This window comes from uncultured Clostridium sp. (assembly GCF_947072515.1).
In the GTDB taxonomy this organism is placed as follows: domain Bacteria; phylum Bacillota; class Clostridia; order Clostridiales; family Clostridiaceae; genus Clostridium.
Window position 1 is genome coordinate 72,936 of record NZ_CAMTIG010000001.1, and the last position, 16,000, is coordinate 88,935.

The window sequence follows — 16,000 nt, forward strand, 5'->3', positions numbered from 1 at the left end:
ATTAACTACTACCCTTGATTATACTATTATTATCTCTCCTTAGCAATTATTTATCCTAATTTTAATTTACTTGTAATATTACCGTTAATTAACTTCTTTTTATTTAATATTTAAATCTTATTTTGTATTTATTCCTAATTTGTAAATTTTATCACTTTTTCAGCTTATATACAACTTATATTTTTTCTGTATTAAAAAAGAAACCGGTAGCCCAGTTTCTTTTTCCTATCCTCTTTGCTCTATCATACTTTTAACTTTCATAAGTCTTGTTAAAGCACTTCTTTCATTTTCATCAAGTTTCATTCTAATATACTTAATAGTTTCTTGAAGTTGAGGAATTGTCATATATTCAAGAGCATTAACTCTTCTTCTTGTTTTTTCTATTTCATCAGCCATAAGTTGACATGATTTTTCTACTTCTGCTAATTCTAAAAGTTTTGGAACTATTCCATACAGTTTTGTTAAGGCATCATCTAGTTCTGATGAAGTGTTTGCAAATCCATAAGGAAATATGCTTCCTTCATCACCTTCTAGCTGTCTTTTAAAGTTCATAACAGGTACATTTACACTCATTATGTTCTTTTGCCCAACATCTACTGTTATATTCTCTTTTGGATAAGCAATTGCTTCCTCTAGAAACTCTGAACTCATAACAGCTCTAGCCATAACGAAATCTTTTAAAGATCCTTGAAGTTCTTTTTCAACTTCGCCTCTTATAGTATTGTTATATTTAACTAGATTGATGAATTGTCTCATTAACTCATCCTGCTTATCCTTTAGAAGTTTGTGCCCTCTAGTTGCTGTAGTTAATCTTTTCTTTAACTTAGAAAGCTCCATTCTTGTAGGATTAACATTTAATCTTGCCATAGATTATTCTTCCTCTCTTGGCATATATTTTTCTAAATACTCATCTCTGATTCTCTTAAGCTCAGTTTTTGGAAGAAGCTTAAGTAAATCCCATCCTGTTGATAAAGTTTCTTCAATCGTTCTGTTAGCTGTAAATCCTTGTGATACATAATTATTTTCAAAAGCTTCTGCAAATTTAGCAAATGCTTTATCTGTATCTGATAATGCAGATTCACCTAAGATTGCTGATAATTCTTTTGCTTGTTTACCTTGTGCATAAGCTGAGAATAATTGGTTCATTGTATCAGCATGATCTTCTCTTGTTTTACCTTTTCCAATACCTTTATCTTTAAGTCTTGAAAGTGAAGGTAATACATCTATTGGAGGCATAATCCCCTTCTTATATAATTCTCTTGAAAGAATTATTTGTCCTTCTGTAATATATCCAGTTAAATCTGGAATTGGATGTGTTTTATCTTCCTCAGGCATTGTAAGTATTGGAATTTGAGTGATTGATCCTTCTCTACCTCTAAGTCTTCCTGCTCTTTCATATAATGTTGAAAGGTCAGTATAAAGGTATCCTGGATATCCTCTTCTTCCTGGAACTTCTTTTCTTGCAGCTGATACTTCTCTTAATGCTTCTGCATAGTTAGTAATATCAGTTAAGATAACAAGTACGTGCATTCCTTTTTCATAAGCAAGGAATTCTGCAGTTGTTAATGCCATTCTTGGAGTTGCTATTCTTTCAATTGCTGGATCTGAAGCTAAATTCATAAATAGAACTGATCTATCTATTGCTCCAGTTTTCTTAAACTCATCTACGAAGAATTGAGCTTCTTCGAAAGTTATACCAATTGCACCAAATACAACAGCAAACTTAGAATCTGAATTTAAAACTTTTGCTTGTCTTGCAATTTGAGCTGCAAGTTGTGCATGTGGAAGTCCTGCTGCTGAGAACACTGGTAATTTTTGTCCTCTTACTAGAGTATTTAATCCATCTATTGCAGAAATTCCTGTTTGTATAAATTCTGATGGATAATCTCTAGCCACAGGATTTATAGCTTCACCATTTATATCAAGTCTTTTTTCTGGAATTATTTTTGGTCCATCATCATTTGGTCTACCCATCCCATCAAAGACTCTTCCAAGCATATCTTCTGAAACACCTAACTCAAGAGGTCTTCCTAAGAATTTTGCTTTAGTTCCTTTTAAGTTAATTCCTGAAGAACCTTCAAAGATCTGTACCATAGCCTTTGTTCCATTAACTTCTAGTACTTTACCTCTTCTCATTTCTCCATTTTGTAATTCTATTTCAACTAGTTCGTCGTATTTAACTCCTTCAACGCCATCTACAGCCATTAATGGTCCTACAACTTCTGTTACTGTTCTATATTCTTTAAGCATCTAGAACCCCTCCCTCGCTGATTAATTTATCCATTTCTGTTGTTAATAAAGTTCCTATTTCATCAATTTGATCAATGTTTTCTTCTGCAACGTATTTAGATCTTGCAATCTTATCTCTTACTTCATCCATTTTTAAAACTCTATCTAAATAAACTCCTACTTTTAAAGCTCTCTCTGCTTCAGTTTGGAATTGAAGTATTAACTTTAACATTTTGTGTTGTTTATTTAATGATGCATATGTGTCAATTTCATGGAAAGCATTTTGTTGTAAGTAGTCTTCTCTTAATGATTTAGCTACTTCAAGTTTTAATCTATCGCCCTCTGAAAGTGCATCTATACCAACAAGTCTTACGATTTCTTGTAAGCTTGATTCTTCTTGTAATAATGACATTGCTTTTGTTCTAAGCTCTGACCAATCACTTGCAACTTCTTCATTCATCCATTGGTCAATACTATCTGCATATAACGAATATGAATTTAACCAATTTATTGATGGGAAGTGTCTTTGATAAGCTAAGTTAGCATCTAGTCCCCAGAAAACTTTAACTATTCTTAAAGTTGATTGAGTTACTGGTTCTGAAATATCTCCTCCTGGAGGTGATACTGCACCGATTGCTGTAACTGCTCCTTCTCTTCCATCTTTACCTAGACAAACTACTTTACCAGCTCTTTCATAATAATCTGCAAGTCTTGAACCTAGGTATGCTGGATATCCTTCATCCCCTGGCATTTCTTCAAGTCTTCCTGACATTTCTCTTAAAGCTTCTGCCCATCTTGATGTTGAGTCAGCCATAATTGAAACTGAATATCCCATATCTCTAAAATATTCTGCTATCGTTATACCAGTATATATTGATGCTTCTCTGGCAGCAACTGGCATGTTAGATGTATTAGCAATAAGAACTGTTCTCTTCATTAAGCTTTCCCCTGTTTTAGGGTCTTTTAATTCTGGGAATTCATTAAGAACGTCTGTCATTTCATTTCCACGCTCTCCACATCCAACGTAAACAACTATTTCAGTATCTCCCCATTTAGCAACTTGGTGTTGTACTACTGTTTTACCTGCTCCGAAAGGTCCTGGAACTGCTGCAGCTCCTCCTTTTGCAACTGGGAAGAAAGTATCTATAACTCTTTGTCCTGTAACCATTGGAGCTACTGGATTCATTTTACTCTTATAAGCTCTACCTTTTCTTACTGGCCATTTTTGCATCATTGAAAGTTCTTTGTCTCCCTTTTCAGTAGAAACTACACAAACTATTTCTTCAACATTAAATTTCCCAGCTTTTATTTCTTTAACTGTACCTTTTATTCCAAATGGTACCATTACTTTATGAACTACAACTGGAGTTTCTTGAACTGTTCCAATTATATCTCCTGCTTCAATTTCATCCCCTTCTTTAACAGTTGGTTTGAAATCCCATAATCTATCTCTTCTTAATGACTTTACTGATACACCTTTTTTTAAGAATGGTGACTGTGCAGCCTCCATAAATGCATCTAGTGGTCTTTGAATTCCATCGAACATTGATTCAATAAGTCCTGGTCCAAGCTCAACACTTAATGGCTCTCCAGTTGTTTCAACTGGATCCCCAGGTCCTATTCCTGATGTTTCTTCATAAACCTGTATTGAAGCCTTATCTCCTCTCATTTCGATGATTTCACCGATAAGACCTTTTTCTCCTACTTTACATACGTCATATATATTAGCTTCATCCATACCTTCAGCAACTACTAATGGTCCTGAAACTTTAATTATCTTTCCAATTTTCATCTTACCGACCTACCTTCCTATAAGATATTAACCCCAACTGCTTTTTCAACATTGTCGCTAATTCTTTGCATTCCTATATTTAATGATCCTTGATTACTTGGAATTAATATTACAGCTGGAAGAGTTACTTTATTGTATCTTTCAATAGTCTCTTCTATATTCTGTGCAACTTGTTCAGTTACAAAAATTATTGCGTAATCTGTCATTGCTAATTTATCTATAGTTTTTCTAGCTTCTTCAGCTTCAACTACTGGAAATACATCTATCCCTAAAGCTTTAAATGCTAAAACTGAATCTTTATCTCCAACTACACCAATTTTCTTAGACATAAATATCACGCAGCCTTTCTCTTATTACTTCAGTTGCAATATTATTTAACTTTCCAACCATTATTATTCTAACAACCTTTATTTCAGTCTCCTTTGCATAGACATAAGCAAGCACTGGTTCTGGCCCAAAAGGTATAAACTTTGCTTCTTTCATAAGCTTCATTATATAATTATCAACTAATTTTTCTAAAAGACTTGCTGAATTTGTTTTTGTGAATTCTTCAATTCCTTCTCTTAGCATCTCTGCATAATCAGTATGCCCTAACTTAGTTGCTATATTTTCAACTGAATCTGTAAGAAGTGCCTTTAATACATCCTTATCTATTGACCCACCTTCTATAATAACTTCTTCTAAGAAATCTCTACCTTTATTTTGTTTCTTAACTCTTAAAAGAGTTTTTAAATTTGTAGAATCTATTAATACTCTTATATATTTATCTATAAATTTGTGATTTAACTCTTTTCTTATATCATTAAGTTCTATGAACATATATTTATCTAAAATAATATCTGTTCTTTGAGGATCTTTATTAACTTCAAAGTCTTCGCTTGCAGCTATAACTCCCTCTTTCATTCTTTTTGGTAAATCTCTTAAGCTATTATTTTCTATCATATATTTAAGTTTTGATAATTCCATTTTCCCAACTGGTATTAGCATATTACTAAAATCTTTTTTTAGGAACATTCCTTTTAAAATAACTTTTATATTATGATAGTCATATTTTAAACTCATTATATCTATTAATGATTTTGAAGGTGATGCACTATATACTAGTGCATACACTCTTTTAAGTTCATTACTTAAAATTTCTTCATAATCCTCGGCTCTTTTAATGCCAGTCATTACATTTCCATATTCTGATTCTTGTAGAACTTTTAAAGCTTCATTTCCTGAATCCCCATCTATCATTCTATCAATCTTCGATTTATCAAGGAGTCTTGTTTCTAACACTCTAAGTCTTGGTATAACTTGAGTAAACATCATTGAATCCATATTAATCCTCCTTAACTAAATAATATACTTGCTACTTCAAATTCCATCTCATCTCTTACCGATCCAACTAGTGATTCAAATGTATAATTTATTTCTATTCCATTTTTCTCTAAGATGAATCCACCTTTGAAGTTTCCTATTGTTTCACATAATGTAATATTCACATTATATTCTCTATTTATTTCATTTATAAAAGCTTCATCAATAGCTTTTCTTCCAATTTCATTTAATATTATTTTTTCATCGCCTTCTATACTCATTTTCTTTAAAGCATTTTTTATGAATGCCTTAAATTCATCAGTTTTCATTTGGCACAAGTTATCTATGCTCATATTGAATACATCGTCAATAACCTTACCTTTTGAAAGCAATTTTTCATTTCTAACTTTTAACTCTGCACTAGAAAGAATTCTTTCTTTTCTAGTTGCAGATTCCATTTTCATTTTTTCTATCATTGAAATTTTTAGCTTATTAGCCTCTTCTCTTTTCTTAAGAATTATTTTGTCTTTTTCTTTTTCTGCATCGGCTAATATGCTGTTCTTTCTGTCTTCCGCATCCTTAAGGATTTTAGAAGTTAGATTATTAACATTTGACATATTTTCACATCCCTAACTATTTAACGCTGAATACTAATAATATTGATACAACGAATCCTAATAATGCATAAGTTTCAACCATTGCTGCAAAGATAATTCCTTTTGTTGTTTGCTCTGGTTTCTTAGCTAATATTTGGATACCTGCTGCTGCAACTTTACCTTGAGCTATTCCTGAGAATAAACCAGCAATTGCAATTGGTAAACAAGCGAAGAATAAGAATAATCCTGTTTTGAAATCCATACCTGCTCCGATTTTTAAGTAAACTAATAACCCAATAACGAATCCGTATAAACCTTGAGTACCTGGTAATAATTGAAGAACTAACGCCTTACCAAACTTTTCTGGTTCTTCTGTCATAAGCCCTGAAGCGGCTTCCCCTACTAGTCCAACCCCTTTAGCTGAACCTATTCCTGATAATCCTACTGCTAATGCTACTCCTAGAGCTGCAAATATAATCCCACCATTTTCTATAAAAAAGCTAATCCATGTATTTTCCATTTTTTAAATCCTCCTATTAATAAAAACTAAATTTCTTTTTTGATATTTATAAACTTATCTAAAGTTTTGAATGGCTTAAAAGGTCTTCCTCCACCATCATAGAACTTTCCAAAATATTCTACATATTCAAGTCTACATGTATGAACATAAGCACCTAATAAAGATAATCCTAAATTAAATACGTGTCCTAAGATAAATACTATTGGTCCAAAAATTACTAATGCAATTCCTGGGAACATTCCTATAATAAGATTTAATGCTCCAGCTATTGAACCTCCAGCTAGACCTAATGCCATAAGTCTTGTATAAGAAACTAAGTCTCCAATATATCCTGTTATCCCATATAATGCATATAAACCTTGTCCTATCTGCCCACCTTTAGATTTCATATGTCTTCCTTGAGTAAGTACTATAAGTACCATACCAATTATCATACACCACATTCCGATAGTACCAACCATCTCATGTCCTGTCATTTTTCCAAAAGCGAAAACTCCTATTGATACAAGAGTAATAACCCATGATCCTACATCACAAAATGCATCAAATGGTTTTCCTGCTCTTATTAACACATAAGCTTTAATTCCTAATCCAAAGAATATTTGAATTACCCCAAATACTATTGACATAACTAATATAGTTGTAACATCTGTCTTCGTATTTATAAGTGCTGGTAACGGAATTAAATCTCCAAAGAATGCCCCATATATTGCTCCAAATGCAATTGTTGGGAAACTTAACCAGAAAAAGAATTTTGCAAATTGCTTTTGTGTTTCTCCTAATTTAAAGCACTTTAATGCTATTATTGAACCTATAAGTACTACTAACCCGTATCCAATATCTGCTACCATCATTCCAAAGAATAATAAGAAAAATGGTGCTAAAAGTGGTGTTGGATCTATATCATTGTATCTTGGTAAACTATACATTTCTGTAATGTTTTCAAATGATTTATTTACTGAGTTATTTTTTAGTTTTATTGGCACATTAGGTATTTCTTCTTCTTTTACACCTTCATAAGTTAAGTAATAATTTTCACCAAGAACTTCTGTTGCTATCTTATCTAATTCATTATTTTTTTCAACAGGTGTCCATCCTTGAATTACTACTGTATTATTTGTTTTTAAAAAGTTATTTTTAGCAAGTTTTCTAGTTTGAATATTATGATAGTATTCATATACTAACTCTAATACATTAGCTTCAGCTTCTAGTGCTGCTAATTCTTCTTTTATAAAAAACTTTTCTGATTTTATTTTTTCAATTCTATCTAGATTTGTATGAATTTTATTTATTGGAACTTCATCAATATCCATTTTAAAATTACTAAGCCCAAATCCTCTTAATATTTCATCTATTTTTTCTTTATCTTCACTATTAGTTAGAGTAAAAAAGAAAATATCTTGATTATCTTCTCCTATTATTTCAAGGTAGCAATTTGATAATTCTTTTATTAAGACTTCTTTATAATTTTTAGATACACTGCCTATAAAAGCTGGTGTTTTCAATTCTTTTACTTGAGTAAAAGATGCATCGAACTTTTCCCATGGCTTTAACATATCTATTTCAGTTTCTAGCCTTGTTATTTCATTATCTAGTTCTAGAAGTTTAATTTCTCTATCTTTAAGCTTATCACGAACTTTTTCCCAATTGCTAGTTTCCACAGCTTTTTGAAGTTCTTCTACACTTATAGATTTTTTTCCTTCTCTCATTGCTTTTAATCCTGATTTTGCAGGTACATAACCTCTTAAGAAGTCAAGAGCAAACTTTGCTTTGGATAATTTTTCTTCACAATTACTAAACTCTTCATCCACAGTATCCTTAGAAAGCTCTTTCAACTCTTCATTTAATTCTAAGTAGTCTTCATTTTGTAAATCTATAAATTCTACTTCTGAAAAATTTTGAAGTTTTTCTAGTAGTGAATCTTTTTTGGATTTAAAGGTTAGTAAAGTGAATTTATTCATCTTAACTATTGCCATTTGTCTTCACTATCCTCTCAATCACTAATTTAATCGCATCCTCTTTTTTATTTCCGGATACATTTAAAATTTCTTTTGCCTCTGCCTCACCTTTAATTATGATTGGCTCTGCTTCTTTATTCCCTTTCGAGATTGCATCTTCCATAATCCTATCACATTCTTCTTTAGCTTCTCTCAACACCTTGTTGTATTCATCTAAAGCTTCTTTTTCAGCTCCTTGCAGAGTTTCTTTAGCATTTAAATTTGCTTCTTTAAGTAACCCATCTGCTTTCTCTTCTGCTTTCTTAACCTCTTTAATTGCCTCTAATGCCAAAATATCACCACCTTTACTAGTAATTAAACATATATGAATTAATGCTTTATATAGTATTAATTACTTTTTAATTATATTATACACTTTTTACGAATAATTTCAATAAAATTCTTAATTTTTATAACTTTTTATTAATATAGGATAAAATCACCATTTTTCAATGGTGATTTTATAATTAAATTACAAAAATATAAACTTTTTATTATTATTTAGCAACGCAATCCTATTTTTCTTCAAAATTTCTCCTGTTTTTAAATAATATTCTATATCAATTATGAACTTTTCTACAAAATATTCCTTGAATGAATATTCATCTTTTAATCCTTCTTTTATTTCTTTTTCTTCCTCTTTACTTATATCTCCCTTTAAGAATTCTGGAATACCTCTCTTCTTATTATTAAGCAGATATTCATATCTTATTATTTCTTTAAGTATTGAAGAATCTTCATTTAACTTTTCTTCTGTAAACTCTAAAAATAGTTTATAGTATTCATTATTCCCTATGCTTCTATCAAAATACCCTTTACTTTCATAAAATTTGCCTAAATCATAGAAAAATTCAAATGGCGTTTTATATTTTGGATAAAAATATTCTAAAGTTAAATTAAATTTTCCACTATTATAATATTTATCTACCATATGTTCTACTTTTTTAAGTTCTAAAAGACTAAAATAATCTATATTTTTTGTACTTAAAATCTCATAAGGTGGATATTTTGAAAATTTCATTTCCCATTTTTCACTTTCTTCTCTCATAGAAGAACCTTTAAGCAATTTTAAAAACCCTAACTGAATCTCCTCTGGTCTAATTGAATGCACATCATTAAATGAATTTTTAAAAGATTGAAAATCTTCACCTGGAAGTCCTGCTATAAGATCTAAATGTTGTTTTATATTTCTTAAAGATAATAATTCTACAACCTTTTCTTTTATATCACTAAAATTAACAAATCGATTTATATTATGAAGCACTTCATCATTTGTTGTTTGAACTCCTACTTCAAATTGGAATCTATTCTCAGGTGCATTTCTTAAAAGTTCTATCTCTTCTTTCTTTAATATATCTGCTGATATTTCAAAATGAAAGCCTGTTTCTGTATCTTGCTTTATTAAGAAATCCCAAATTTGCATAGCAAACTTATGATTACAGTTAAATGTTCTATCAACAAACTTGACTAATCTAACTTTTTTATCAACAAAATATTTAAGTTCCTTTAAAACTCTATCTATATTTTGAAATCTTACTCCATGAACTGTTGATGAAAGGCAATACTTACAATTAAAAGGACATCCTCTTGAAGCCTCATAATAAACAATTTTATTACTTAAATCTTCATTTTCTTCATATGGGAAAACAACCTCTTCTAATGACATAAGTGGTCTGTTTCCATTAAACTTTATTTCCTCATCTTCTCTATATACAAGACCTCTTATAGATTCTAGCGATGTCTTTCCTAGTTTATATTCTATAAACTCCCTTAAAGTTTTTTCACCTTCACCAACTATTACATATTCTCCAATATGTTCTTTTAAAAATACTGTACTGTCATATGAAACTTCTGGACCTCCATATAAAATCTCTATATTAGAATCTACAGTCTTTATAAGTTCTGCAAGTCTTCCAATCATTTCAACATTCCATATATATGTAGAAAATGCTACTACATTAGGTCTTTCTTTTATAATTTCTTCTAGTATTTTTTCTTCTCTATCATTTATTGAAAACTCTCTTATCTTTCCCTCATAATCCATATCTTTTGTGAATGCTTTTAAATATCTCACTGCTAAATTACTGTGAATAAATTTTGAGTTAACTGCTGTAAATAATATTTTCATAAAAAATTCCTCTCTTTAGTTATTTTTTTGGGCCTTTATATAAAACATATCTTCCCAAACCTTAGTCTCCTCTATTATACAGTTTTTTTCAAGGCTTTTTTCTATTTCTTCTATACTTAAGGATGAAAATATATTATTTGTCTTCAAGTTCACATTTTTAAACTTTCCATCTGGACATAATACCTTTAGTTCCACATCCACAACTTCTCCAAAACTTTTATTTAAATCCCATATATATATATATCCATCTTTTTTTATTTTCCCCATCATATCATTTAAAATATCTTCTCTCTTAATAGGATTCCATATTTTATTAAGATTAAAAAATATTATTCCTGAATCATACAACTCCTCTTCATTCGTTAACGCTATTTCACTACATTTCTCATTCTGTTCTTCATTAGAATTACAATCTAAAAGTGAAAATTCTTCTAATGAAAAGTCTATTATATCTCCCTCAATCTTAAATCCACTTAAATTTACCATTAAAGTTTTTTTCATAACTAATCACCTCTCCAAATAATACTACCATTTTTTTACATATTTTAAAAGAGATTATCTTCTATCTTATTTCATAACAAAAAAAAATAAAACTATCTCTAAAATAGCTTTATTTTTAAATATCTATTTATTTTCTTTTTTATTTAAAATCTTTTTTACACTAATCAATAAAATAGCTAATCCCGTCACAACTAAAATTATAATTATACTCTTAGGAATATTCCCAATAAAATTCAGTCTATCTTTTTCTAATTTATAAATATACCCTGATTGACTATCTAACAAAAGACATTCTGTATCTAAAAATATTATATCTTTTATCTCACTATTTTTATCTAGCTTTAAAAACTCACTTACTTTCTTTTTACTATCTAAAGAAAACACCTTATTTTCTTTACTATCAAAAAATAATATAGTATCTTCTTCTAAAATAACTCCTTTTTTATCTATAGCTAAACAATCTATAGAACTCAAATTATTATGTTCATAGTATGGTCCTTTTACAACTTCTTCTAAAGGTTTTTTTATTATTTGTTTGATTCCTTCACTATCTGAAAATTTAGGAGAACTTATTTTATCTCCTCCACTATAATCTGGCCAGCCATACCATGTACCCTTCGTTATTTTATAAATATGATCTGTATCTCTTAATACGCCTCTAGTTCCATTTGGTTCTAATCCTTCTATAACTCCAACTATTTCATTTAAGCTATTCACATCCCATGCAAGTACATTTTTTATTCCACTTGCATATAATATCCCTTCTTTCTTTTCTGTATCTATTTCATAAACAGCACTATTTCCTAAACTTTCACCTTTAATTTTTTCATCCTCTAAACTTTTTTCACCATACTTTTTAAATGCACCAGTATTTCCATCTCCATAATTTTCTCCTGTTAATTCTAAATCTATAGGACTTTTATCCCATAATTTCTTTGTAAATTGGTCACTTTTTTCCATAATTCCTGTATTAGTGAATGAACCTATTGATAAATATATTTTATTTTCATTGGCTAAAAGCTTTCTCTTAATTCTTTCATTTCCAAATGGAATATCTTTTATAATTCTATCAATACTTCCATCCTTCAAATTTATTTTTAATAGGTCTTCTTTTGATAATAAAAATAAATTATTTTCTAAATAAACTACATCTTCAATTTGTAATCCGTTATTAGTATATATTTTTTCTGTCATATTTTCTTTATTTATTTTTATTATTTCATTCTCATAACATATAAAATAATTCCCTTCATTATCAGTTTCTAAAGCAACTGCATTTTCAAATCCCTTTAAAAATATATCACTCTTTATTCCTTTTTCCTGTACTTCTATTCTATATCCACTAGTATAAATATAAATTCCTAAAGCAAAGGCTACTATAAGTACACTTGCTAAAGAATATTTCAAAAATTTCTTCATTAATTCCCCCCTTACCATTCCTCTTTAATTTATATTTAACCCTCTACCTTAAATATTCCTAAATATACTTAATTCTAATTATTTAAAATAAAGTTTTATTTTACAGTATATTTCTTATTTTTTTTGAATATTATTTACAGTGATTAAAAGGGGTGATTTTATTTTGGAAAAGGATAATTTTTTTAAAAATTCTTTCTTACTTACATCTTCTAATATAGCAACAGGAATTTTAGGATTTATTTTTTCTATATACCTATCAAAAATATTAGGAGCAGAAGGTATGGGATTATATAATCTTGTTATGCCTGTATATCATTTATTTATATGTCTTATGACCTCTGGAATTGTAGCAGCAATTTCAAAAATTTCTGCAGTTTATCATTACTCAAATGAATATGGAAATTTAAATAAAACTATAAAGACTGTTTCAATTTTTAATATTATTTGGGCCATCTGCATTGGTCTTTTTGTATTTTTCTTTGCCCCTATAATAGCTAAATTCGGAATACATGATATCAGAACCATAAACGCTATTAGGGTCGCTTGCCCTGCTATGATATTCATTTCTCTTTCAAATATTTTAAAAGGTTATTTTTTAGGAACTTCGCAAATAAAAGTTCCAGCACTAATAGATATATTTGAAAAAGCTATGAGACTTGTAACTATATTTTTACTTCTATATACTTTTAAAACAAATAACTTAACTTTATTAGTTACTCTTGCTTATGTATCATTAGCTATTGGTGAATTACAGAGTCTAATCTTTTTATATTTATATTATAAAAAATGCACTAAGAATATCCCTTATCGACCTAAGGTAAAAACTGAGGGAAGACTTCAGCTTCTATTTAACGTACTTATAATTTCATTTCCTCTGTGTCTAAATGGATTTTTAAATGGAATTTTTTCTACTGTGTCAACTTGGATTGTTCCACAGCGATTAATTCATGCAGGATTTGATTATAACCAAGCTTTAGCTCTTATTGGTAAATATACTGGTATGGCAATGACGCTTATAGGTATTCCATTAATTGTTGTCGGAACTATAAATACATTAATAATTCCTGATTTATCTCAAACTTTAAATCAAGGACGTAGCTACGATGCTATAGTTAGAATTCGTAAAGTCTTAAAGCTTGCTTTTATTCTTGGACTTGCTACTACTGTTATATGTAATTTAGTTCCCGGAAAACTTGGAGAAATTTTTTATGCTAGAGATGATTTAGGCAATTTTATTAAAATGGCTTCTTTATCAGCTCCACTTTTCTTTTGTTCCACTACTATGTTTGGAATTTTAAACGGTCTTAGTAAGCAAGGCATAATTTTAAGAAACTCAATTGTTATAGCAGTTTTTGAATTGATTTCTTTATTTATTTTTACATCTATTCCATCTATAAATATTTATGGATTTAGTATTACTTTATTTTTTAGTTCAGCTCTTTGCTTGCTTTTAAATCTTTATGAAATAAATAGATGTTTAAACTTAAATCTTTCAGTTATTAATATAATAATATTCATTCTTGTAGCAATTTTAATTTACTTATTATTTAATCTTTTAATTCGTTATTTTTTATTGCCACTTACAACTATTAAAACACTTTCTTTAGTCTTTTTAATTTTTGCTACATTTGCTTTGTCCTCCAAATTAGGAACAAATTAATTTTATAAAAAAAGCATTGCAGTCAATATATTTTAGTTTGCACTAAAATTTTCACTGCAATGCTTTCTTTCTCTTTAAATATTCTATCGTATTTTTCTTTTTAAACTTCCTGGAATCTTTCTATAAATTTTAGGAGAGATAGCTTCTATATCAGCTTTTCTTATACCTCCTATAAAAATCATAATAACTCCATATATTACAGATCCAATTATAACCAATATAATTGTATATATTAAAATAAATCCCCATACAAGCCATTTTGAGCTTATACCGTTAGATAAACTTACAAGTGGTATTCTTCCAAAATATAAGAATATCCCCATTCCTATAGCTCCAATTATTGGCTTTATACACGGTTTTAATATCGGTATTTTATACCTCACAGTTCTTCTTATGATTTTATAACATATAGCTGTTGGTATTGCAAAATAAAAAAAGTTTCCAATTAAAACTCCTATAATATTTATTTTAGGAATTCCAACAAAAATATAGTTCCCTAAAACTTTAAATATAACCCCTATTGTAAATGCCATAATTAATGGTCTAAACTTACTCATTCCCTGTAATATAGATGATTGTACTTGTGCTAGTGACATAAAAATAAGAATAAATGAACCCATCATCATAATATATGAGCCCTTTACCGTTCCAAAAAGTAATCTATATATTTCACTGCTTAGAAAACTCATACCTACAGCTGCAGGTATAGTTATCATAAATGTTAACTTAAACCCAAAATTAATTTGTTTTATTATAGCTTTTCTATTCTTAAGTGCAAACTCCTTAGCTATATTAGGTAATATTATTACTGTAAGTGATGTTATTATTATCAATGGTAGTCCAAGCAAAGTTCTATATTGAATAAATAATCCATATAAAGCATTTGCATTATCTAAACTAAATCCTGCATGCAAAAGTCTACTATTAACATTAAACATGTCCACCATTCCACCAAAATTTTGAATTCCTGCTATAAGAGTTATAGGTAATGCATATGCATATATTTTTCTTTTTATTCCTTCATTACTTATTCTTCTTCCTTTTCCTTCAGCTACCACTTCTTTTCTTATTTTTCTTTTCTTTCTTTTAATTTTTTTCTCATATAGATAAATTAAATATATTACTGCTACTACTGCACCAACTGTAGTTCCTATCGTTCCACCTGCTGCACCTAAAGGTAAACTGATATTCATAAATAAATATGCACAAAGAAGACTTACTAATACATTTAAAATCTGTTCTACAACTTGAGATATTGCAATTCCATGCATCATATTTTTTCCTTGAAAATATCCTCTATATGCTGCCAAAATAGCTGTTAAAAACACACTTGGTCCAAGAAACATTATTGCAAATGTTGCTGATTCTATATTTATTCGTTTAGCTATTGGATAAGCTAATATCATAAGTAATATACTTCCTATTCCTCCTGCCACTCCAAATATTCTCTTTGATATTTTCAATGTTCTTTCTGCATCATCTTCATTTCCTAAAGCTTTTAACTCTGAAATTACTTTTGCTACCGCTGGCTGACATCCCATTGTAGTTACTGCATATACGAACATAAATACATCATATCCCTTACCATATATCCCCATTCCTACATCGCCAATAATTCGTGTAAGCAATGGTACATATAATGCTGATAATAATTTTGACACTATTCCTGCTATAGAAAGTATCATAAACCCTTTCGTAACTGATGATCCTTCTTTCATAATTTACTCCTAAAATAACTATTAAACTTAACAAAACTTCTATTTTTTATATTAAGTCCCTGTATAATTTTCATAATTTTCCTTATTTTTATAGATTAGTCTTTATTTATATTCTTGTCAATCTGCTAAAAACCCTTT

14 protein-coding genes are annotated in these 16,000 nt (G+C 29.1%); 1 reads left to right on the forward strand and 13 read right to left on the reverse strand.

Annotated elements, in window-relative coordinates:
- Nucleotides 1–225: 225 nt before the first annotated feature.
- The 12 genes from Q0W06_RS00365 to Q0W06_RS00420 form a co-directional block, all read right to left on the reverse strand.
- Nucleotides 226–867, reverse strand: coding sequence for a V-type ATP synthase subunit D (locus tag Q0W06_RS00365; RefSeq protein ID WP_297629767.1), 642 nt, complete (start codon nucleotides 865–867; stop codon nucleotides 226–228).
- 3 nt (nucleotides 868–870) lie between these two features.
- Nucleotides 871–2,250, reverse strand: a complete 1,380-nt coding sequence (locus tag Q0W06_RS00370) for a V-type ATP synthase subunit B (RefSeq protein WP_297629769.1) — start codon at nucleotides 2,248–2,250, stop codon at nucleotides 871–873.
- The gene (locus tag Q0W06_RS00375) at nucleotides 2,243–4,021 is read right to left on the reverse strand and encodes a V-type ATP synthase subunit A (RefSeq protein WP_297629772.1); all 1,779 of its coding nucleotides are present in this window, start codon (nucleotides 4,019–4,021) and stop codon (nucleotides 2,243–2,245) included. Before Q0W06_RS00375 ends, Q0W06_RS00370 begins: the two co-directional genes overlap by 8 nt.
- A gap of 17 nt (nucleotides 4,022–4,038) precedes the next feature.
- Complete coding sequence (locus tag Q0W06_RS00380) at nucleotides 4,039–4,350, reverse strand: V-type ATP synthase subunit F (protein ID WP_297629775.1); 312 nt, start codon at nucleotides 4,348–4,350, stop codon at nucleotides 4,039–4,041.
- A complete protein-coding gene (locus Q0W06_RS00385; protein ID WP_297629778.1) occupies nucleotides 4,343–5,344 on the reverse strand; it encodes a V-type ATP synthase subunit C in 1,002 nt (333 codons plus the stop codon). Before Q0W06_RS00385 ends, Q0W06_RS00380 begins: the two co-directional genes overlap by 8 nt.
- An 11-nt stretch (nucleotides 5,345–5,355) precedes the next feature.
- The gene (locus tag Q0W06_RS00390; RefSeq protein ID WP_297629780.1) at nucleotides 5,356–5,940 is read right to left on the reverse strand and encodes a V-type ATP synthase subunit E; all 585 of its coding nucleotides are present in this window, start codon (nucleotides 5,938–5,940) and stop codon (nucleotides 5,356–5,358) included.
- Between the two features lie 16 nt (nucleotides 5,941–5,956).
- Complete coding sequence (locus Q0W06_RS00395; protein WP_297629783.1) at nucleotides 5,957–6,439, reverse strand: V-type ATP synthase subunit K; 483 nt, start codon at nucleotides 6,437–6,439, stop codon at nucleotides 5,957–5,959.
- Nucleotides 6,440–6,465: 26 nt separating this feature from the next.
- Entirely contained in the window at nucleotides 6,466–8,415 is a 1,950-nt protein-coding gene (locus Q0W06_RS00400; protein WP_297629786.1) for a V-type ATP synthase subunit I, read from the reverse strand.
- Nucleotides 8,402–8,728 carry an ATPase gene (locus Q0W06_RS00405; protein WP_297629789.1) on the reverse strand — a complete coding sequence of 109 codons (327 nt, stop codon included), beginning with the start codon at nucleotides 8,726–8,728 and terminating at the stop codon, nucleotides 8,402–8,404. Before Q0W06_RS00405 ends, Q0W06_RS00400 begins: the two co-directional genes overlap by 14 nt.
- A gap of 180 nt (nucleotides 8,729–8,908) precedes the next feature.
- Entirely contained in the window at nucleotides 8,909–10,564 is a 1,656-nt protein-coding gene (locus tag Q0W06_RS00410; protein ID WP_297629791.1) for a B12-binding domain-containing radical SAM protein, read from the reverse strand.
- A gap of 15 nt (nucleotides 10,565–10,579) precedes the next feature.
- Complete coding sequence (locus Q0W06_RS00415) at nucleotides 10,580–11,065, reverse strand: hypothetical protein (RefSeq protein ID WP_297629794.1); 486 nt, start codon at nucleotides 11,063–11,065, stop codon at nucleotides 10,580–10,582.
- A 123-nt stretch (nucleotides 11,066–11,188) separates the two neighbouring features.
- Complete coding sequence (locus Q0W06_RS00420) at nucleotides 11,189–12,484, reverse strand: hypothetical protein (RefSeq protein ID WP_297629797.1); 1,296 nt, start codon at nucleotides 12,482–12,484, stop codon at nucleotides 11,189–11,191.
- A gap of 163 nt (nucleotides 12,485–12,647) precedes the next feature.
- Between Q0W06_RS00420 and spoVB the strand changes: the two genes are divergently transcribed.
- A complete protein-coding gene (gene spoVB, locus Q0W06_RS00425) occupies nucleotides 12,648–14,144 on the forward strand; it encodes a stage V sporulation protein B (RefSeq protein ID WP_297629799.1) in 1,497 nt (498 codons plus the stop codon).
- A gap of 83 nt (nucleotides 14,145–14,227) precedes the next feature.
- On the opposite strand, the gene Q0W06_RS00430 is transcribed toward spoVB, so the two are convergent.
- Entirely contained in the window at nucleotides 14,228–15,862 is a 1,635-nt protein-coding gene (locus Q0W06_RS00430; RefSeq protein WP_297629802.1) for a polysaccharide biosynthesis protein, read from the reverse strand.
- Nucleotides 15,863–16,000: the final 138 nt, after the last annotated feature.

Bases quoted from the DNA above. Each gene is read 5' to 3' on its own strand.
- Q0W06_RS00365 (WP_297629767.1), bottom strand. From the start codon at position 867: ATGGCAAGATTAAATGTTAATCCTACAAGAATGGAGCTTTCTAAGTTA.
- Q0W06_RS00370 (WP_297629769.1), bottom strand. From the start codon at position 2,250: ATGCTTAAAGAATATAGAACAGTAACAGAAGTTGTAGGACCATTAATG.
- Q0W06_RS00375 (WP_297629772.1), bottom strand. From the start codon at position 4,021: ATGAAAATTGGAAAGATAATTAAAGTTTCAGGACCATTAGTAGTTGCT.
- Q0W06_RS00380 (WP_297629775.1), bottom strand. From the start codon at position 4,350: ATGTCTAAGAAAATTGGTGTAGTTGGAGATAAAGATTCAGTTTTAGCA.
- Q0W06_RS00385 (WP_297629778.1), bottom strand. From the start codon at position 5,344: ATGGATTCAATGATGTTTACTCAAGTTATACCAAGACTTAGAGTGTTA.
- Q0W06_RS00390 (WP_297629780.1), bottom strand. From the start codon at position 5,940: ATGTCAAATGTTAATAATCTAACTTCTAAAATCCTTAAGGATGCGGAA.
- Q0W06_RS00395 (WP_297629783.1), bottom strand. From the start codon at position 6,439: ATGGAAAATACATGGATTAGCTTTTTTATAGAAAATGGTGGGATTATA.
- Q0W06_RS00400 (WP_297629786.1), bottom strand. From the start codon at position 8,415: ATGGCAATAGTTAAGATGAATAAATTCACTTTACTAACCTTTAAATCC.
- Q0W06_RS00410 (WP_297629791.1), bottom strand. From the start codon at position 10,564: ATGAAAATATTATTTACAGCAGTTAACTCAAAATTTATTCACAGTAAT.
- Q0W06_RS00415 (WP_297629794.1), bottom strand. From the start codon at position 11,065: ATGAAAAAAACTTTAATGGTAAATTTAAGTGGATTTAAGATTGAGGGA.
- Q0W06_RS00420 (WP_297629797.1), bottom strand. From the start codon at position 12,484: ATGAAGAAATTTTTGAAATATTCTTTAGCAAGTGTACTTATAGTAGCC.
- Q0W06_RS00430 (WP_297629802.1), bottom strand. From the start codon at position 15,862: ATGAAAGAAGGATCATCAGTTACGAAAGGGTTTATGATACTTTCTATA.